15 protein-coding genes and 1 pseudogene are annotated in these 20054 nt (G+C 45.6%); 2 read left to right on the top strand and 14 right to left on the bottom strand.

Annotated features, from left to right (window positions below; genetic code table 11):
• Positions 1-220: 220 nt before the first annotated feature.
• From CHI14_RS01050 to CHI14_RS01025, 6 genes are all read right to left on the bottom strand, one after another.
• Positions 221-1180, bottom strand: coding sequence for an amidohydrolase family protein (locus tag CHI14_RS01050; RefSeq protein ID WP_095286557.1), 960 nt, complete (start codon positions 1178-1180; stop codon positions 221-223).
• A gap of 16 nt (positions 1181-1196) precedes the next feature.
• Positions 1197-2681 carry an ABC transporter substrate-binding protein gene (locus tag CHI14_RS01045; protein WP_095286556.1) on the bottom strand — a complete coding sequence of 495 codons (1485 nt, stop codon included), beginning with the start codon at positions 2679-2681 and terminating at the stop codon, positions 1197-1199.
• A 55-nt stretch (positions 2682-2736) separates the two neighbouring features.
• Positions 2737-3627, bottom strand: coding sequence for a carbohydrate ABC transporter permease (locus CHI14_RS01040; RefSeq protein WP_481856374.1), 891 nt, complete (start codon positions 3625-3627; stop codon positions 2737-2739).
• 9 nt (positions 3628-3636) lie between these two features.
• Positions 3637-4569, bottom strand: a complete 933-nt coding sequence (locus CHI14_RS01035; RefSeq protein WP_095286678.1) for an ABC transporter permease — start codon at positions 4567-4569, stop codon at positions 3637-3639.
• A 326-nt stretch (positions 4570-4895) separates the two neighbouring features.
• On the bottom strand, positions 4896-6116 hold the full coding sequence (locus tag CHI14_RS01030; RefSeq protein ID WP_095286555.1) for an amidohydrolase family protein: 1221 nt from the start codon (positions 6114-6116) through the stop codon (positions 4896-4898).
• A 61-nt stretch (positions 6117-6177) separates the two neighbouring features.
• Positions 6178-7398: an amidohydrolase family protein gene (locus CHI14_RS01025; protein ID WP_095286554.1), complete on the bottom strand. Its 1221-nt coding sequence runs from the start codon at positions 7396-7398 to the stop codon at positions 6178-6180.
• A gap of 204 nt (positions 7399-7602) precedes the next feature.
• Between CHI14_RS01025 and CHI14_RS01020 the strand changes: the two genes are divergently transcribed.
• Positions 7603-9228, top strand: coding sequence for a PucR family transcriptional regulator (locus CHI14_RS01020; RefSeq protein WP_141236625.1), 1626 nt, complete (start codon positions 7603-7605; stop codon positions 9226-9228).
• A gap of 291 nt (positions 9229-9519) precedes the next feature.
• Here the strand turns inward: CHI14_RS01020 and CHI14_RS01015 are convergent, their stop codons facing one another.
• The 7 genes and pseudogenes from CHI14_RS01015 to CHI14_RS00985 all read right to left on the bottom strand — a co-directional run bounded on the left by CHI14_RS01015 (position 9520) and on the right by CHI14_RS00985 (position 18504).
• The gene (locus CHI14_RS01015) at positions 9520-10275 is read right to left on the bottom strand and encodes a class I SAM-dependent methyltransferase (protein ID WP_095286552.1); all 756 of its coding nucleotides are present in this window, start codon (positions 10273-10275) and stop codon (positions 9520-9522) included.
• Positions 10276-10458: 183 nt separating this feature from the next.
• Positions 10459-12510 carry a serine hydrolase domain-containing protein gene (locus CHI14_RS01010; protein ID WP_095286551.1) on the bottom strand — a complete coding sequence of 684 codons (2052 nt, stop codon included), beginning with the start codon at positions 12508-12510 and terminating at the stop codon, positions 10459-10461.
• A gap of 112 nt (positions 12511-12622) precedes the next feature.
• A complete protein-coding gene (locus CHI14_RS01005) occupies positions 12623-13921 on the bottom strand; it encodes an ATP-binding protein (protein ID WP_095286550.1) in 1299 nt (432 codons plus the stop codon).
• Between the two features lies 1 nt (position 13922).
• Positions 13923-14663 carry a LytR/AlgR family response regulator transcription factor gene (locus tag CHI14_RS01000; protein WP_095286549.1) on the bottom strand — a complete coding sequence of 247 codons (741 nt, stop codon included), beginning with the start codon at positions 14661-14663 and terminating at the stop codon, positions 13923-13925.
• Between the two features lie 248 nt (positions 14664-14911).
• Positions 14912-15988, bottom strand: a complete 1077-nt coding sequence (locus CHI14_RS00995) for an ABC transporter substrate-binding protein (RefSeq protein ID WP_095286548.1) — start codon at positions 15986-15988, stop codon at positions 14912-14914.
• A 224-nt stretch (positions 15989-16212) separates the two neighbouring features.
• A pseudogene (locus tag CHI14_RS00990) lies at positions 16213-17328 on the bottom strand (glycoside hydrolase family 88 protein).
• A 30-nt stretch (positions 17329-17358) separates the two neighbouring features.
• Positions 17359-18504 carry a DUF2264 domain-containing protein gene (locus CHI14_RS00985; protein ID WP_095286547.1) on the bottom strand — a complete coding sequence of 382 codons (1146 nt, stop codon included), beginning with the start codon at positions 18502-18504 and terminating at the stop codon, positions 17359-17361.
• Positions 18505-18618: 114 nt separating this feature from the next.
• On the opposite strand from CHI14_RS00985, the gene CHI14_RS00980 reads away from it, so the two are divergent.
• Positions 18619-19404 (top strand): helix-turn-helix transcriptional regulator, encoded by a 786-nt coding sequence (locus CHI14_RS00980; RefSeq protein ID WP_095286546.1) that lies wholly within the window; start codon positions 18619-18621, stop codon positions 19402-19404.
• Positions 19405-19571: 167 nt separating this feature from the next.
• Here the strand turns inward: CHI14_RS00980 and CHI14_RS00975 are convergent, their stop codons facing one another.
• Positions 19572-19985, bottom strand: a complete 414-nt coding sequence (locus CHI14_RS00975; protein ID WP_095286545.1) for a cupin domain-containing protein — start codon at positions 19983-19985, stop codon at positions 19572-19574.
• Between the last annotated feature and the right edge of the window lie 69 nt (positions 19986-20054).

Below are 20054 nucleotides of genomic sequence, written 5' to 3'. Positions count from 1 at the left end.
TATAATCCTCTCCATTTCCTTTTTTTGATTTAGGTAACCTTTTTCAAAATAACTTATTTTTATTGTATCACTTCATATCCCATCTGGCAATTTATTCAAGTGACTAAAAATGATCTCTTTTTAACCTATTGAAAAAGAGCAGTTTGCCCATTGGCAAGCTGCTCTTTTAATTTCCAACAGATATATCCCTCTACTCTTCATTCGCAAAGTCGTCCTGAAGTTAGTTCAGTGTCACTTTTTCGTAAAACTTACTTATGCGGGGAAAGAGACGAAAGGCGTTGCCGTAAGCAATTGCCTTCATGTTATCTTCGCTAATCTGCATGGCTTCATGGAGTACCGACTCCCGCTGCATGCGTAGTACGCTGTCTGCCGGCCAGGGAATATCTGCACCAAATAGAATCCGATCAGGCCCAATTAACTTTTGGATTGTGCCGAGGTTCAGCGTGGAATCATAGTAGAGATGGTCCAGTTTGGCCATTTCGGCTTCGAATAGTTCCGGTGTCGCTTCCACTTGAATCGAATCCTGCCCTATGGCAGCAAGGGCAATCCTCCATTTGATGTACGGAACCATGCCTCCTGTATGAGGAAGAATAAACCTAATGGAAGGGTATTGGTCAAAAATGCGATGAACCGCCATCGTAGTCACAGCACGCGTGGTATCAAAGGTTCCTTCAAGCAGCGCAGGACTCAGTCCGGCAATTTTCTGGGGAATGAGAATCGGGTGAAGAAACACAACCGCACTACGTCGATCCAACTCGCTTAGCAGTTCAGCGTAATCTGGATGACTTAAATATTTCCCTTGATAACTAGTGAGCATTGCAACTCCATCCAGTCCAAGAATATCTAGCGCATATATGGTTTCTTCCAGCGCAGCTTCGGCATCAGGGAGCGGCAGCGTAGCAAATGCACCATATTTTTCTGGATACTGCTGAGCATACGAAGCAAGCTCTTCATTCATTTTCCGCGCAAGCGTATTGGCAGATGGCCGGTCAATGAATGTCAGATCTGACGGGGCCGAAAGAAACGAAAACGAAATGTCGGCTACACCCATTTTCTCAAGTCCAATCTCAGGCGTCCACTTCGGCATAAAACTCGGGATCTCCATGCCCAGCTCCTTCTGTTTCCTTTGCATTTCTCTAGAAATGATATGATGATGCACATCAATAACAGGATTAAACATATACGATCAGCTCCTTTTATTTGTTTTCAAGCCATTGGTTTAGCTGGTTTTGCTTTTCTGCCAATATTTTGTCAACGCCTGCACTCTTTAATTTTTCGATATAAGCCGGCAATTCTGCCGGGTCAAACGTTCCTGTCTGAAATCCAGCGTCATACTGATTCTGGACATTGGTTACCGATGTAATTTGCGTTTTGACCGGATTGATATCGAAGCTGAATCCCATCGCCCTTGATTTTACGGCACTTTCATTTTCACTCTTTAACACCTCCCACATATCAGGGTCATTCCCTTCCCAGATATAGGACAGAAAATTGTTGCCAACTGCGTACTGATTGGAATCATATCCTGATGAGCTCACACCGTCCGGCTTGGCAATGAGGCCATCGCTCTGTTTAACATAGTGCTTGCCCTCGATTCCATTCGTGAACAGATTAATGACCGACTCGTCCGAGTAGAACAGTTCCAAAACCTGAATGGCCTTATCCGGCTGCTCACTGTTCCTCGCCAAGGACATCATGTTGGAAGCTACGCTATTTCGGGTCATATACGAATCTTCCAGGGGAACACATGCAAGCTCTGTCCCTGCCGCCAGCGATTCCGAGTAACACTCATTGATATTCCGGATATAGGAGAAGGCTTTGCCCGCCTTGATCAGGTTGGATCCCGTTTCCTGGGATGTTGCAACATCTTTGCTGAAATAACCTTTCTCGTACCACTCGCGCATCAGATCGGCCATCGTTGAGAAACGTTCAGTGGCAAAGAGATTCTGCACGGTGTAATCCGTTCCATTGAAATCCAGTACGCCAGGCGCAGTTCCCAATGGATCGAAATTCAGCATGGCCTGTCCGGGAGTTTCCTGCGAGGTATAGCTGACGATTGGTGTGACTCCCGGCTCTTTATCCTTGATACGCTGTAGCACACCCGAAATATCGCTCCATGTCTTAATGGACGCAAGGTCAATACCATGCTTATCAGCCAGCTCCTTGCTCATCACAAAACTTGGAGATAGTGCCCAGGCTTTGATGCTTGGAACGCCATAGGTTTCACCATTCATTCTTCCGGCTTCCGCCGCTTCTCCCGGAATAGTCTCCAGAATCTTTTGGCCGAATTCGTTCAAATGTTCGTCCATAGGCAGCAGCTGCCCCCTGCTGATCTGGGATTCCAGACCGAACCACACACTGGTATACACCAGATCCAGTTTGTCGCTGCCAGCCAGCATCAAGTTCATCTGATTCGCATAATTGGAGCCATTTACAGGCAGGAGCTTTACCGTTGCACCTACTTTCTCAGCTGTAATTTCACTAATGGCGTCCTGAACCTCCTTGACATCCGTCACGTCGCCAAAAGCCGGATACGTCATGGCCACTTCATACAAGCCAGTTTCTGCGTCATTTCCGCGTACCGATTCTTCCTCGCTGCCCGAATTTCCGCATGCTGTTAGTAAAACACCAAACAAGGAAATCACCAGCGTGAAACCTACAAACCTTTTTTTTGTAAACATCTTTCTTCACTCCCCCATGTTTGCTATTGGAACAACCTATTGATGCCGAGCTCTGTTAGCCTTTTACAGCACCAATGGTCAACCCTTTAACGAAGAACTTCTGGAAAAACGGATATGCTGCGATAAGCGGCAGTACACCGATGACGGCAATAGCCATTCTCACGCTTGCAAGAGGTACGGATGAAACGACAGCCGTCTGCCCGGACAAACTGTTCTGCTGCAAATACTGAACATCGGACAACATGCGGTTAAGCAGGTTCTGAATACTGTACAGGCTTCCGTCATTGATGAAGATCAGACCGTTAAACCAATCGTTCCAGTACGAAATCATGAGCATCAGACCAATCGTAGCCAGACTGGGGAGCGCTAGCGGGAGAACAATTTTGCAATAAATGACCCATTCACTCGCACCATCCACGTAAGCCGACTCCACAACTTCACCGGGAATTGACGTGGAGAAGAAGCTGCGCATCAATAAAATGTAGAAGCCATTCGTCAGTAAATTCGGGATGATCAAGGACCAGATGGTGTCTTTCAAATGAAAGAGGTCCGTATATACCAGGTACATCGGCACGAGCCCGCCATTGAAAAGCAGAGTGAAAAATACAAAGAAGGACAGGAACGAACGAAACGGAAGCACATTTCTCGATAATGGATAAGCGATGAGGGTTGTAATCAGAAGGCCAAGAATGGTTCCCACAATGGTAATAAACGTGGTAATTCCGTACGAGCGCAGAATCAATGAATACTGATCGAACAAGTACACATAAGCGTCTAAACTGAATTGATCTGGAATCAAGCTATATCCATTTCTAATGATGGCTTGTTCCTCGGTAAGCGAAGCGGATATGAGGAGCAGAAACGGAAATGCTGCAGCAATTGCCATCGCGATAAGCACGAAGTGAACAGTTATTTGATAAATTCGATTTGAATACAAGTTGGCCACCCCCTTTTACTAAAACAGAGCCAGATCCTTGTCTTTTCGGCGAACAAACGCATTGGTCGTCAAGACTAACACAAAACCGACGATGGACTGGTATAGTCCTGCTGCAGATGACATCCCGAAGTCCCCGAAAGTCATCAATCCGCGGTAAACATAAGTGTCAATGACATCCGTAGTGGTTTGCAGTGCACCTGAATTCAACGGGACCTGATAGAATAGACCAAAATCGGAATTGAAGATGCGTCCAACCGAAAGGAGAACCAGAATGACCATTGTGGGTTTAATCAGAGGAAGGGTGATGCTCCAAACTTGTCTCCACCTGGAGGCTCCGTCCAGCGTAGCCGATTCGTAATACTCCTGGCTGATACCTACGATGGAGGCCAGATAGACGATGCAGGTATAACCCACATTTTTCCACAGGTACACGACACTTAATATGTAAGGCCATTTCCCTGCGTCTGCATACCACGACACCGAATCGATCCCCAGCCAAGGAAGCACGTAATGGTTAACGAATCCGTTCTCCTCGTTTAACAAGGCTAGTACCAAATAAGCGACGATAACCATAGAGATAAGGTAAGGGAGTAAAATAATGCTCTGATACAAGCGGGAGACGAATCTTTTTCTTACTTCGTTTAGCAACACCGCTACGGCAATGGAGAGTATCGTTCCGAGCACGATAAACGCGCCATTGTACAATAATGTGTTTCGGGTAATCACCCAGGCATCCTGCGTTTGGAACAGGTAGGCGAAGTTATCAAGACCTACCCAGTCGCTTCCCCATATCCCCTTTGCGAAATTAACATTTTTAAACGCAATGATAATGCCAAGCATCGGCAAGTAGTTGTTGATGAACAGATAGATGATACCTGGTAAGATCATGACCAATAGCAACCAATGCCTTTTTATGTTTTTGATGCGAGAAGCAAAGGTACTACGACGCATGCCCTTCTCCCCCTTTTCCACGTAACGATACTTGGTGTCGTAAATCAAATATATCCCTCCTTTTCTTCTTCATGTGAGTTTATCTAACGTTATTTTCTTCTTACAAGAATAATACGCTGTAAACACTCCCTAGTCATTGGTGTAATCGTCTAAAAAATTCAACGCATTTTGGACTGATACACCAAAAGGAAATCTCTATCTCGGCATCCGTGTCAACAATAATTACGTAACAACACAACATGTCTAGTTTTTCATACATCCTATTTCCGCAAACGATAAAGCAGCGCATCAAGGACGCGCTGCTTTTTACTCCTAGCAAAAAATAGTTATGAATGGATTTCTGCCATCTGCCTGCTGGTTGGGAGCGCACGGCCTCCAACAAGCACACCACCCGAGAATACCGCTTCTCGTGGAGGTGCCGCTGCCAGCGCATGCATCGCATTCAAGGCATTTACTAAGGAGAAATCGCCGCGATCACCCACTTTTGGAGTTAACGGCGCATTGGAAATAAGCTTGTATGTCTCAAGCAACCAGTGGTCTTCTACCCAACCGGATGCTTCAGCGAGACGTGACCCACGTGAGAGCATGTCGCCATTGCCGAATGGACTCCACGAATCCAGAATATTATCTGAACCGACATATACAGCTACTCCCGCTTCCAGCAATAGTTTAATGGGCGGCATAGGTCTATCGATAGGTGCACTTGTCATGATGGACACGCCGTTCGCACACAGCTTTTCTGCCAATGAACGTACCTCTGCTTCACTAACCTGACCCAAACAATAAGCGTGGCTCACTGAAGTGCGGCCGGACATGCCTGCTTGTTCCGTTAAATCAGCGAAACGATCAATCGTGTATGTTCCGAGGTGATCCGGGTCATGCAGATGTAAGTCGATTCCCGCAGCAAATTCTGCCCCCAGCTCAAACATCGCTTCCAGGCTGGCGTCAACTCGGCAGTCCAGCCCGGCCGGATCCACACCGCCTACATAGTCGGCTCCAGCCCGGAGTGCTTGCCGCATGACGGCTATAGATTCGGATCGAAGTAGTCCTTGTTGAGGAAACGCAACGATCTCCATATCCATGCGTCCCCGATATAATTCGCGAACTTCCAATATCTCCTCCAGATGCGAAAGACCGATTTGCGTATCAACGTCAACGTGCGTTCGGATCTTGGCCGTACCTTGGGCCAGCATTAAATCCAACAACCGTTTAGCGCGTTCTCCTGCTCCAGTCGAAAGTTCTCCCAGCATGCGTTTCTCGAATTCCAATTGGCCAGGCAGAGTGACAAAGGGCTGCAGTGTCTTCCACGGCTCGCCAAGAAAATGTTTGTCCAAGTGGATATGCATATCTGCCATGGGCGGAACGTAATGCAAACCTTCCGCTTCGAAGACATTTGCCTCTTTATGGTTGGTTCCACCTGATGCAAACTCTGCATCGGTTGCGGCTGTTTCAATGCTGATGATCGTTCCCGTCGTTCTATCAATCGTTAGATTGAACAGATCATCTGCCCATTTGACGTTTTTAACGATGGTTAACTGTTTCTCCATAGCTTCATCCCCTTCACTCGTGTTCCAATGGTATCCATAGCTTGTGATTACCGCAGCTATTCTATTGCATTTGAACCATACTGCCGACCTGCACACCCGATTTCCAAACCATTCGCGTTTCCGGCTTATCCAGCAGTACATCCCTTTCTGATCGTTCCTGGAATAATATCAAATCCGCCGGAGCGCCTACCTTCATTCCATAATTTTTAATACCCAAAGCCTGAGCTGCGTTATACGTCAGCATCCTGATCAACGCAAGGGCATCCCGTTCCCCGCCCATATACGATGTGACTGCCAGAAGCCAGGCGACCTCTAACGGATCCGCTTTGCCAAAGGGTGTAAACGCGTTGCGGACATTATTGACGCCAATTGCTACATTCACACTGCATTCCTGCAGCAATTTCACAGGTGTCAAGCCTCTGCGCGGTCCTTCCGCATCTCCCCGACCATTCAAAAACAGGTCGGTCATCGGCAGCGTAATGACGCTGATCCCGGCACGATGCAGAAGTTCCGCGATATCCATGGCTTCATGCTCAGGCAGAGAACCGAGCGAGGTTACATGTCCGGCAGATACCTGTCCCTGCATTCCTGTGATGAGTGTTCTTCTGGCTATGTCCGCAATTGCACGGTCCTTGGGATTGTCCGAAAAATCCGTATGAAAATCCAGCGGCTTTCCGTATTTTTCTGCCAAACCAAATGCAAAATCCAAGTGATCTTCCAGGCATTCATCCTGATAAGTGATTCCTCCGACGACGTCAGCCCCCATACGCAGCGCTTCCTCCATTAACTCTTCAGTCCCAGGACTTCTGAATACGCCTTCTTGCGGAAAGGCAACCACCTGCAAATCCAATTGATCTCTTAAAGACTGCTTCAGATGGAGAGCCGACTCCATAGCCTTGAGACCCAGAATCGGATCAACCTCGGCATGGCAGCGCATATGGGTAACACCATTGCGAACAGCTTGACGAATGACAGCAAGCGAGCGCTTGTGCATGTCCTCGTCTGTAAAAGAACTTTTCAGTTTAGCCGTTATCTGAATTGCGTCTTGGAGAGAATCTGCATCCCGATCCATGACATCCAGTAAACAGGCTTTTTCCAGGTGAATGTGCGGCTCGACAAAACCGGGCAGCAGCAAGCCTCCTTTGGCTTGCACGACATTCATCGCTTCCGATATCCCTTCACCGGATGGTGAGATAAATGCAATTTTACCTGAGGATACCCCCACATCCATTCGCCTTCCATCCTTGGATAACACGGTATCAGTAATAAGCAAATCAACCATGACAGCCCTCCAATCATGTACGCTTTTGTTACACGTTAAGAACAATCCAAGCATATTCCACGCTGCAGGGAGAAGTCATTGGATGATAAAGATAAAAATAATTTAGATTATTGGACGAACAAGCCAAAGATATTTACTCGGAAGGATCATAATGTTATATTACTTAACAATAGTTTAACTTGTTCCAGAAAGGGATGGGTCGATGTGCTGCTGATAGATTTGCTCAATAACGGCATTTACGATGATGCCAGAGTGATTACTGGGCACAAGGGTCTTACGCGCGAGGTTCAAACCGTTAACATCATGGACTGTCCAGATATCATACGGTTTTTGAGGCCAAACGAGCTCTTGCTGACCAACGGCTATTTTATGAAACAGCAACCAGAGGAGTTCATCCACCTGATCAGGGACATGCAGCGGCTTCGCTGCTCGGGTTTGGCCATTAAAACCAAGCGTTTTGAACTTCCGATCCCTGATGAAATATTACATGAAGCCGACCGGATCGAATTTCCTATCATCGAAATTTCCGATGTATGCCTATCCCTAGGTGAGATTTTGCAACGATCGACCAGTGTTATTCTGAACAATAAGAGCGACGAACTCCAATATGCACTTAGCATTCACAAAAAATTCTCCGAAATGATCATGCAAGGCAAAGGGATTTCCGGCATAATTCATTCCCTGTCCAAACTGCTTTCATCCCCAGTCATCCTTTTAAACAACAAATGGAAAACCATTGCTTCCAACAATCAGAATGCAAACATTACTGAGCTCACTGCAGCTGCTGTTACAGCACTTCATGACTTGTCCGATACCTCTAGCCCGACTTCATTGTGCTTAATCGACTCATCCCTTCGGGAACGCAGCTGCATGCTAGTATATCCGGTAAAAACGTATCGTCATGAAGGCTATTTGTTATCTTTTCATATGCCGGATCAATGGACCGGTCTGTACGGTTTAACGCTTGAACAAGCCTCTAACGTCATTGGAATGGAGCTGACCAAATCTCAAGCAGTCAAGGAACGTTCCCGCAGGCACAAAAACGAGTTTTTTTCCGATTTGATCGAGGGGTATATCACTTTCGAGCAGGAAGCGCTGAACCGCGGCAAGAGATACGGGCTTAGAAAGGGTTATTCATGTGTCGTGCTGGCTATTCGTAATGATGAGGCGGCAGTACTAAAGGGAGACAACTTGACTGAACAAGAGGAGCAATACGAGCACATTAAACGTCATTTCGGTGCGTTGGAGCATCCATTTACCATGTTTACCAAACATGATACCTACTGCATTTTGCTATCCATCCCGGACTCAGGCTGGGACGAGGCGAAGCTCACCGAGCATCTCACTGGAATGCTTAAACACCTCCATCAGGAGAATGGAATGAGCATGTCGGTTGGCATCGGCAAACCTGCAATGAATGTGCTCGGCGTTCGCCATTCTTACACAGAAGCAGTCAATGCGCTGCAATTCGGCTATCGATTTAAACGCAAAAAATTTGTCCAATCCTACCAAGCCAAGGATATCGGATATTTATTCCATATGCTTCCCCACGACGAGCTAAAACAATTTTACGAATCGACTCTAGATGGATTGCTGCAAATCGCCGATGAATCCGAAAGAAAAGAGCTGCTCCGTACCCTGAACGCATTTTACGAAACACAATGCCAGCTTGTCGAAACCTCCAAACAGCTCTTCGTGCATCGGAATACGGTGGTGTACAGATTGGAAAAGTGTGAAAGACTCCTGGATGTAAAACTCAAAGATCCCGCTGAAAGTCTACGAATTCGTATAGCGCTAGCGATCGAGCCTTTATTGCTGCAAAAAGATTAAGAGACGCATCTTCATGAAGGTTCTTGTTTCGTCAAACATCTTATGAGAGGGTTCCCGCAGTTCTACCGGTATTTCACAAAAAACAGCCGCTCTCAGGTTCTCTGTGAACGGCTGCAGATTATTTTTTCAACGAGTGCTACATTTTACATTAACAATGCATACATTCATCACCGGAGCCCAAAAACAGAAGCGATCAAAAGAAGAAGTCCGATTGTTAACAGCGATGCCCATGAGTCACGAGCAAACATTTGAACAAGCTCCCATACGTTTGAAGGGCCAGATTGAGGGCCATCACACTTCTCCCCAAAATATCTCTGTTTCATAATCAAAAAGAACGGTACCCTCCCGTTTATTTCGATCAAATATATTCTGAAGCTCAGTCATCATCGGAGTATAATTGGGATGACCGGGCACAGGACTGTAGGAAGATGATTGCAATCTGCCTTTCAAGCCCTCGAACTCGAACTCCTGACCCATTTGAAAGCTAGCTTCTTGCATTGTGCCTTCCTTGAAAAAGGAATGAAGTATGGACTGAGAAATGTTCTTATGATTTACTTTCTCATAGTCGGTTCCGTATGTATGCAGCAGCTGATCGTATTCAGTACGAAACGAGTTACCGGTAGTAAGACGGGAATTCCAGATTAATACGACTTTACCTCCGGGCTGTAAAATTCTCCTAAACTCGGTCTGCGCTGCCAAGCGGTCAAACCAGTGAAACGCCTGTGCGCACACAATAAAATCTACCGACCGATCAGGTAATCCCGTAGATTCAGCAGAGCCTGATATCGTCTGAAAGTTCGGTTCACTCTCAAGCATCTGCTCGGCGGCTGTGCGCATGGCCTGATTGGGCTCGACGGCTATAACATAGCTTCCACGTTCCAGAAGTAATTTTGAGAAGATCCCTGTACCTGCACCAATATCTGCGATCTTACTGTTTGAATGCAAACCAACGGAGTTGTATAGATAATCAATGGCCTCTTTCGGATAACTCGGGCGGTAGTTCGTATAGGAATCAACCCGGTTTGAAAACCGTTCTTCATTTTTCATCTGTCATCAGTTCTCCTTTGAATTAGACTGTCCAAAACAAAACATAATTTCACTACTTTCTCTCTTTATTTCAGAAACCCTTCCTGTTTATTCCATTATTCGTCCCAAAAAAAATAACAGACCCCGGGCAACTTGTGCTCGTGATCTGTTATCTCTATTAAACTCGTTTGATGTAACCCGCATTTACTTTAAATGGATCTTGAAGACATCTCCAGCTTCACCACCAAAAACGATAAAGCCGGCTTTGGGAAGCTCAATGGATTGTTGATCGGTAGCAACGGAAAAGTGAACCACTTCGCCCTGCTCATTATATACAGCGTAACCGCCGCCTTCCGGCGAATCTACCGTCAATGATTTGTTCGCAGAATGAGAATCGATAGCATACCAGCGGGCTTGACCGCTCGCAGGGATGGTGGCCTTACCTGTCTTGCCGCCAAAGATCGGTGTAATCGCATCCTCTGCAATATATTCCTGTCCGTCCTGAATCAAAATCTCAGCATTATTCTTGGTGTAAAATTGCAGATCGAAAGCATCTCTACCGTTCATCACGGGAATCTCTGCGACATTCACTGCATGGTCTGAATCTACAATTTGAGTGCCGTTTGCATAACCGCTCTCCGTATCAACGCTCAGATTTTTGATCAGCATCGAAGGAAGCAGATAAAAAATCGATGTGATTTTTTCATCTAGTGCGTAATATTTGGAACCGCTGCGATCTGCCCATTTCTTTTCTGTGGCTGTGTTCAAAGGGTTGGGATCCAATTTTTGATAATCATACGTGTTCATCACCGTTTGACCTAAACCCGGAAACGTGATCACTGCCTGAACCTTAACATACACTTTCCCGTTTTGTTCCTTCACGAAACTGGCCTTCACACTTCCATCCGGACTTGTAAATTGGCCCTCTCCTGTGTAGACATACTTCTGCTCTGGAATGATTCCGCCCTGCAAAGCAGGCAGCGTGATTTCGTCGTTTTTGACCTGGATATCCAGTGTTGTACCTACCGTACCATATAAACCCGAATACCCATTCAACTCCGTCGGCATCTTCACTTTTACGGGTGGAGAGAATGTCTGATCTTCCTTGATTTTCTCGATGACACCCTGATCTTCCAGAACCTCCAACAGTACTTTGCTCGCAAACATCTGATTGTAGATGGAGGACCCACCTGAGGACAGAACGGCTATTGAAATATCATGCTCAGGTATAGTGATTAGTGATGCATGATACATCATGGTGTCCCCACCTTTGGCAAGTGCAGTAATGCCATAATCGCTAAACGGAGCAAGATCCACAGCATCCCATCCCAGGCCGTAATTGAATGTGTTTCGTTCCTCTGAGACCCATATTCCTTGACGATATTCATGATTTTGCATGGACTTGGCCGAGGTTTCGGACAATATGTCCGGTCTGTTACCCATTAATACTTCTGCGAATTCGGTCAATTCTTCGGATGTGGAGTATATTCCACCTGTACCGAGAATGTTCGCATTTTCAACTGGCATTTTGGTTTCAATCGTGGGCCAATACGCTTCAGACAATTGATCTCTATCGAATGAATCCAGCGGTGTTTTGGTTGCTTCCAGCTGTAACGGATTGCTGATAAACTTGGCGACATAATCGCTGTAGCTTAAACCACTCACGCGTTCAACCAGGATCTCAAGCAATTGAAAGCCATCGTTACAATAAACGGAATATGAACCAGGCTTCGATTTTAACTTTTCGGTTTTGAGTTTGTGCAATAGTTCATCGTGGTTGCGCATGTCATTGTCGTCAAACAGCATGCTGTTCCCGTAATGTGAACCGTAGAGACCGGATGAATGATTCATCAGCATCCTCGGGGTAATTTGGGTGTACCGGGCATCCGCCATCTCAAAGTCCTGAATATAGGTAGTAAGAGGCTCATCCAAATTTACTTTCCCGGAATCCACCAGCATCATGGTGGCAGCGGTGACAACCATCTTGCTCACCGAGCCAATGCCGTACATGCTTTCCTTGGTGATTGGTGTCTGGGATGCTTTGTCGTGAAAGCCAGTGCTGCCCGACAATATGATCTCTCCTTGATCCCTAATGGCATATTGCAGACTTGTGACTCCATAATTTTGCACCAGATCTGTAGCCATTTGTTCTGCCTGCTTTTCAATTGAAGTGCTCTTATTCGCCTCTGCCCGGACGTCTGTCATCGGAGTGATTACAAGCACCGCTGTAAATAACACACTAAACAGTTTCTTCATCCTCAGCTTCCTCCCTCAGTACTTTCGTAAGATGAATTCATCATAACTGAGAAGAGGACCCCTGAACGTGAACAAACCCTGAATGGAACAAAACAATCCCTGAACGGCATGTTCAGAGACTGTTGACTTCAAAGGGCAGCACGACCATGTTATTGAAAGTCCGATGATGATGTTCAATCGTCATATGCCCACCGTACTTCTCGCAAATCCTTGATATATTCGTAAGGCCAATTCCGTGAAACTCCGGATTGGGCTTCTCACTTTTCAAATGGGTTAGTGATTGCTCTACATGATTCAGCACCTGGATGATCATTGCAGATGCAGTAGAATGAATGGCGATCAGGATATATCTGTCTTCAGCCTGTCTGACTTTCTTGGAAGCCTCGACTGCATTATCCAGCATATTGCCAAGTACAACACAGAGATCATAACGATCGATATGAACCTGTGGAGAATGAAGCTGAATGCGGGCGTCAATCTTGATCCCGTTTGCCTGTCCTACGGCAATGGTATTCGTGACAAGCGCATCGATCACGAGATTGCCGGAGTTTACCCGCTGGTACACGCCTTCAATCTTATTCAAGGTAAGCTTTATATGATCAGATGCCGCTTCATGTTTGTTTTGCTTGATACATTCTTCAATGTACAGAAACTGCTGATGAATATCGTGGATGATGCCTTTCACATTTTTGAAACTGTGCACCGTCTTCTCGTAGTTGGCATCCTGATAATCCATCTGACGCTGCAGCTGGGCATTCTCATTCGCTAGCTGAACCTTCTCCACCATATTATCGAATACATAGACAATGAACACATTGAGAAACAGCGAGCCCATCACGGAAATGATATAATAGATGTTCTTCTCACTGTAGTTCGAAGCCACATTAATCTGATATAACGTAATGATCGGTACAATGAGAAATAAAAGATAGTAGCGATAGTGCAGGGCGAAACTTCTGCGTTTGGCAATAAGACGAACAACCTGAATGACAATAAACATGAGACTGCAGCCAAGCAGCATCACCTTGTAGAACACCCCATGATAACCCTCGTTGAAGCGATCCCATGTGGTGTAATCCGTAGCGTCCCAGACACTCATAATATATACAGCAATATAATTCACCATGGTGATCAGTACGGCATATAGGACCGTGAAAACCAGTTTTAGCTTCAACTCGACGTCATAGGATTGAGCCAGACTGAAGATAAATATTAATACAACCAACGACGAGATGAGCGAAGGCAATGTAGAAGCCAGATAGAAAAAACATAAGACAATAGACAGGACAAAATAGACCACTCTCTGCGGCTTTTGCCTGGACTTGCCCAGTACCGAATTGAAATAAAAATTCACCTGGAATGCCATAAGCAGCGTAACGACGATGATAGACAAAATCGTAAAAGGCTCCATATCATTGAATCCTCGTAATCATATATTTGGTGTAGGCATCCTTGACTTCCTTGACTTTGGAACGGCCGATGGGCAATTCAGCGCCATTTAACATGACGACCTGGGAGCCGCTAAACTTCTGGACATGCATCAGGTTAATGATAATTGAGCGATGAATTTGCAAGAAGCCATGATCCTTCAAAGCATCCGCATAATTCGAAATAATGCCTTTACTTTCATGCGTGCTTTCGTTGGTCACAAAATTCAGTTTGTTTTTGATTGTTAGACTTTTGATCACTTCAATCCAGAGAATATCATCGTATTTCAACAGCAATTCTTCATAAGCTGATTTGATTAATACAAACTTTTTGTCCATTGAACTCAAGTACTGGCATAGTTTAATCATTTTCTCCTCGAAGATATGTGTCTGGATCGGTTTGATCAGATATTGAAAAGTAACCACATCGAAGCTCTCTACCATATACTCCGGATAGCTGGTCAGAAACATGATTTGTACATCCAGAAATTTCATCATTCTGATTTCTTTGGCCGCCTGAATGCCGTTCATCCCGTGCATCTCCACATCCATAATGAGAATATGGAAGGTATCCCCGGCCGTTTTGTAATGAGCAATCAACTCCTCACCGGATGCAAATAATGTAACTTGGAAATCAATATTCGTTTTCAGAGATAAGGAGATCAGCATCGCTTTCACGAGCTCTCTTTGTTTCTCCTCATCATCACAAATGGCAACATTAAACATGATTGAACATCCGCCCTTCATTTGACGACAATTCTGTGTTTCACTCTCAAATATACTACTTTATCATACATTTCAGGGGGAAATGGGATGAAACGCATGTTTCAAACCCTAAACTGCATGGAGAAGGTTGGATCGGGTAACATTTCAAGTTATTCAAAAAAGAAAAAGGAGCCAACTCCGAAAGTTGGCTCCTACTTGAATGTGAAGATATAGTATAACAATACATGAATCATACAACTTAGGTTATATTACAACCCCATATCATCGGCAAGGTTCTCAACACCTGTGAAGATGGAATCTCCGTAACCCCAGAAATTGTTGAAATCAATAACATAGATTTTCTTGTTCTTCACTGCGTTAATACTTTGCACCTGCTTGTTGGCAAGCAACTTGTCAATCGTTTCTTGTGGATCAATACCGCCAGCATATTTGGAAATGATCATCACATCCGGATTGATCTCGATGAGCTTCTCCAGACTGAGTGTGCCTGTTTCATTGATCAACATATTATGTACGTTGATTAATGACATTGCACTTTCGATAAACGTATCTCCATTTCCGTTGTAAACCGCAATGGTTCCATCACCATTATCAGAGAAGGACGCATAGTTGATTGTTTCAGCGCTAGCACGAGCCTTCAATGCTTCCTCGCGTACTTTAAGCTCCTCAATATAGGCCGCCGCGTTAGCTTGTACATTAAAGATCTCGCCTAGCTCGGTGATATCCTTATACAGACTATCCAACGAAGCATCAGTAACACTCGTGCTCTGCACAAACGTTTTGATCCCCATATCATTCAAGCTGTTGACTGTACCCACACCCCAGTCGGCATCCTCAAACAGCCCGCCACGTCCCATGATCAGATCAGGTGAAGCGCCAATGGTCACTTCCTTACCCACATATCCTTCGGCCAGAACAGGGATTTTCTTAAACTCATCAGCAATATCTTCAGGCACACTGCCAAACAAAGCAGCTACACCCACGAGCTTGTCCGTCAATCCAAGGCGAATCATCAGCTCGGCTGCACCTTGAGTATTGGCAACAACGCGTTCAGGTGCCTTGTCAAATGTTTGTTCCTTCGCGACCCAAGTACCGTTCTCTGTTGTATAATTCGATACAGTTACCGGGTAAGTGGTTTCAGCTGCAGCTGAAGCATCAGCATCGGTCTGCTCCCCATCTGCTGCTGCATTCGTGGCGCTGCTCTCCGCAAATTGCTGTGAGCTGCCATTGGCATTATCGCCGCCACCACTTGAACACGCAGCCAGCACCAGAATCATTGCAGTAATCAAACAAAGAAACATCCCTTTTTTTACGGACACCAACATGTAAATAACCTCTCCCTTTTCCATTCTCGTCTGTCTTTTTGACCATTATGTAAAATAACTATTGTCAGTATACAGTAAATGTCGGAGTGTGTAAATGAGAACAATAATCAATATCAATTATATAGAAAACAAAAAAGCCGCTAATATAGCGACTCTCCAATGTGATTCTATTCTTGCCTCTCCATGAATAACATCAAACTGCACTAACTAACGATCCAATAGGATTACCAAAAACGTTCCTTAACCCCCTTTAAAATCGATATCCCTTCTACAAAGTAATAATCGCCGTAACTCAGTGGAACATCGACATGTCTCTGCTCAGGGAAGTGGCTCGTTCCATGCAAAATAAGGCCTTCTTCTGCTTCGGAGTCCCAAGCTCCATAATTCATATATAAGGAATGAAGAATTCTTTCTCCACTTTTGCGATACATCTCTGATTCAAGCCCATCAACCTGATCAGCCAAAAGCAGCAGTCCGCAAGCAGCACAGGCTCCTGCCGATGAATCACGAACTGAGGAACTTCCTTGAGGTGTGCGAAAATCCCAAGTTGGAACCTGGTCTTCCGGTAAATTAGCCAGGAAAAAATGGGCCGTCCGTTTGGCTGCATCCAGATAATGCTGGTTACCTGTATAATGATAACTTAGACTCATGCCATAAATCGCCCATGCCGTACCACGGGACCAAGCAGACTCTGGAGAATATCCCTGACCTCCCTTTACTTCAAGCTTCTCCCCCGTTTCCGGGTCAAACACGAGAATGTGGGCAACAGAGCCGTCCGGGCGGTAAAATTGCTGCAGCACTGTATCCGCATGCTTAACTGCGATATGTTTGTACCGGGGATCTCCCGTTACACCGGATGCCCAGTATAGCAGTGGCAAATTCATCAAGCAGTCTATGATGGCCCAGCCAGCCATATGCTCCCCATTCCATGCACGGATATAATTTCCCTCGACATTAAAGCGTGCAGCCAGGAGATTAGCGGCAAGCAGAGCTCTCTTTTTGGAATCCTCTGTTCCTAGAAGCTTATATCTGGCACCGCTTGTTAATGTCCAGATGAAACCGATATCATGATCAACCATCTGGGAATCCGTTAACAATGCATCAAGCTGGCGTTCGCAGGATTCTGCCGCTTCCTTAAGATCCTCATCTTTGGTGTCCCGATAGACAAGCCATAGTATGCCAGGCCAGAAGCCCGCAGTCCACCAAGATGGTCGCTCTAACTGATATTCTCCATTTACACTTGCGTGAGGAAACCCATCCCCGATTCAACAAGAAATCCGTTTCACTTTTGCCTTTGTTTGATCCCATGCCTCCTGCACCCAATCCGGTTGAACCGTCATTTCACAATCCTCCTCTTCAAATGTGCACTTCTAGTGTTGATCATGATAGGCTTTGTCCAACTTAACCTCTCCTCCAAACCATGCCTTCCGTGAAGTCCACTCGGCCTCTCCCTGCCAGAAATCAGCGTCAGGTGAGAGGCCTAACGCAAGAAATACAGTCGTACAGAGATACAGACTACCCGTCGATATATAAACTTCTCCTACTTCCGGCTGGCTTCCGGCGAATCCAATCCGCAGCCATCCGGCACCGTCAAACGTCCCGGGCATCTGAATCTGCCGCTTGATTACAGCCGTAAGCGCGCAGCGAACTTGAGCTGGTTTCACTTCTACCGGGAGTTCCTCTCTGAGTGCCATGAGAGATAAATGCTGAAATGCTCCGAAACGATAGGCAAGTGATCGCCCAATAGGCGGGAAGGTGCCTTCGGGTGAAATCAGGCGTTCCAGGATGGCTGCATAGCGAGTAGCTCTGTCTAGCACCTTGACCCTAATCGCTTTCCAATCGTCGAATTGATCTCCTAACGCGTCCAATATATCCACGAGCATGGGTTGAATCACAAAGCTGTTATAGTAATCCCAATGAAAATCAGGCCCGTCCCCATATGCACCATCACCCATGTACCATTGGTCATGCTGCCTTACCGCATAATCCACTCGCATGCGATCCCAGGTTTCTACGCCCATTCGGGCAAGGGCTGCTTCAATGATGGCACTAAACAACAGCCAGTTGCTGAATACGGGGCGTATAATCCGTGTGGCGAGCAGGGCGGATTTCAGATTATCTTTCGCTTTCTCATCCAGCAGTTCATACAGCTCATGTGGAGCCCGAAGCACCGCATTCGCAAGAAAAGCTGCATCAACAACAGGCTGGCCGCCTTGCGTAAAATTCATAAAATCGGGAGAAGCTGGATCTGTCGCCACTCCAATTGCGTGCCTGGACAGATCTGCCATTCTGGCTCGAATCTCCCCTTCCTCACCTGAATGAGGGCCGTGTTCAAGCCACGGTGCAATCCCAGCCAGTGTGCGGCCCAAAGCTTCCAAATAGGCGTAATCTGCTCGATCTCCCCCTTTTGATTCGACAGGCATATCGATAACCAGTCTGCTTTCCGATAAGGCATAGAGTACAGGATGTGCTATGCGAACCAACGTATCCACCCAATACTTTCTGTCATCCGACACTTCCTCTTCCTCCTTCAAAATAAACATTTTAAAAAAATTATAGATGGTTGTTTACACCCGAACAATAAACTATAATCATCAAAAACTGACCTATTGTGCTGGGGAGGATAAGGCATGCTTACGTTACTTTCTTGCGGCTATCGCACCATTCACCATGAAGGGATTGTGAGAAACCGACCAAATGGTTCAGGAAACTACACCTTTGTGTTTTTTAATAGCAGAGCAGAAGTCAGATTGCATGACAATATAAGCACGGTTGAGAAGAATACCTTCATTTTGTTTCAACCTCAAACGCCCCATTATTACCGTGAGCTGGAGAGTCCATTTATTAATGATTGGTTCCACTGTAACGGCAGGGATCTTCACGAATTTCTCCTACGTATTCAATTTCCTGTGGACACGCTTATTGAAGCTTCAGATCCCTTGTTGATTTCCAGAAGCATTGTGGAACTTCAGAAGTGTCACAGACTGGATGGAAAGCTGCGTGACAGTATTATCGATTGCGACCTTCGGTCTTTTTTCATGAAATTGAGCGACTTGCGGGAAAGAACTGCTCCCCACCAACTCAGCCGATATTACGTTCAATTTACAGAGCTGCGCAACGATATCTATCGTTCTCCCCAGCAGAACATATCTGTGACAGAGCGAGCTTTACGATTAAATTTGAGCAAATCCTACTTTCAACACATCTATAAAGAACTATTCGGTTGTTCCGTTATGACGGATATGATACATGCCCGGCTTGAACATGCGAAATATCTTTTGGATCACAGTGAGCTCTCCGTTAATCAGATTGCGTACGCATGTGGATATGAGAATGACACCCATTTTATGAGGCAGTTCAAGAAGTTTGTTGGTGTATCGCCCCGGAAATACAGATTCAGAATCGAGCCCAGTTGAGCTGTGTTCGTGTGTTCGTGTGCTCTTTAATCCCGTTCCCGTTCTATAAAATTGCAAAAAAACCGTTATTCAATTAACGAATTACAGTATGTAGAAAGCAAACAAAAACACCCTTACGGGTGTCTCTTTCGTTCACTCTAAACTTTAGTTCATGAGAATCTGGTGATTCACTTCGTCGCATTGTTGTAAACTTCATCTGTGACAGGTTCAAGCCATTCAGGTGTACCTGCAGTGATCGCAATATGTTCAAACCAGCTATCTTTTGCGGCACCATGCCAGTGTTTTACACCATCATGCGTAACAATTACATCGCCGGCTTTCAGGGGTTGGGCAGGTTTGCCTTCCTCCTGATACCACCCTTCCCCACCGGTAACTAATAATATCTGAAATCCGTCACGATGAATGTGCCAGTTGTTTCGGCATCCTGGCTCAAAGGTCACGTTCCCTACACCAACATTCACTTTCGGATCTGCAACCAGAGCTTGAAGATAGCTTTGTCCCACAAAATATGATGCATAAGCTTCATTCTTCTCTCCTACCGGAAATATAACGCCGTTCTTAACCTCTTCATGTTTTGTCATATCTGATTTCTCCAATCTATTGATTAATCTTATTTCGTGTGTTACCGCACATGTGTATAATATAAATGG

This window comes from Paenibacillus sp. 7516 (assembly GCF_002272715.1).
GTDB lineage: Bacteria > Bacillota > Bacilli > Paenibacillales > Paenibacillaceae > Paenibacillus > Paenibacillus illinoisensis_A.
This window is presented reverse-complemented; position numbering and strand designations above follow the sequence as displayed.

Bases quoted from the DNA above. Each gene is read 5' to 3' on its own strand.
- CHI14_RS00995 (WP_095286548.1), bottom strand. From the start codon at position 15,988: ATGTTGGTGTCCGTAAAAAAAGGGATGTTTCTTTGTTTGATTACTGCA.
- CHI14_RS01000 (WP_095286549.1), bottom strand. From the start codon at position 14,663: ATGTTTAATGTTGCCATTTGTGATGATGAGGAGAAACAAAGAGAGCTC.
- CHI14_RS01035 (WP_095286678.1), bottom strand. From the start codon at position 4,569: ATGCGTCGTAGTACCTTTGCTTCTCGCATCAAAAACATAAAAAGGCAT.
- CHI14_RS00980 (WP_095286546.1), top strand. From the start codon at position 18,619: ATGCTTACGTTACTTTCTTGCGGCTATCGCACCATTCACCATGAAGGG.
- CHI14_RS01050 (WP_095286557.1), bottom strand. From the start codon at position 1,180: ATGTTTAATCCTGTTATTGATGTGCATCATCATATCATTTCTAGAGAA.
- CHI14_RS01010 (WP_095286551.1), bottom strand. From the start codon at position 12,510: ATGAAGAAACTGTTTAGTGTGTTATTTACAGCGGTGCTTGTAATCACT.
- CHI14_RS01025 (WP_095286554.1), bottom strand. From the start codon at position 7,398: ATGGTTGATTTGCTTATTACTGATACCGTGTTATCCAAGGATGGAAGG.
- CHI14_RS01030 (WP_095286555.1), bottom strand. From the start codon at position 6,116: ATGGAGAAACAGTTAACCATCGTTAAAAACGTCAAATGGGCAGATGAT.
- CHI14_RS01045 (WP_095286556.1), bottom strand. From the start codon at position 2,681: ATGTTTACAAAAAAAAGGTTTGTAGGTTTCACGCTGGTGATTTCCTTG.
- CHI14_RS01015 (WP_095286552.1), bottom strand. From the start codon at position 10,275: ATGAAAAATGAAGAACGGTTTTCAAACCGGGTTGATTCCTATACGAAC.
- CHI14_RS01005 (WP_095286550.1), bottom strand. From the start codon at position 13,921: ATGGAGCCTTTTACGATTTTGTCTATCATCGTCGTTACGCTGCTTATG.
- CHI14_RS00975 (WP_095286545.1), bottom strand. From the start codon at position 19,985: ATGACAAAACATGAAGAGGTTAAGAACGGCGTTATATTTCCGGTAGGA.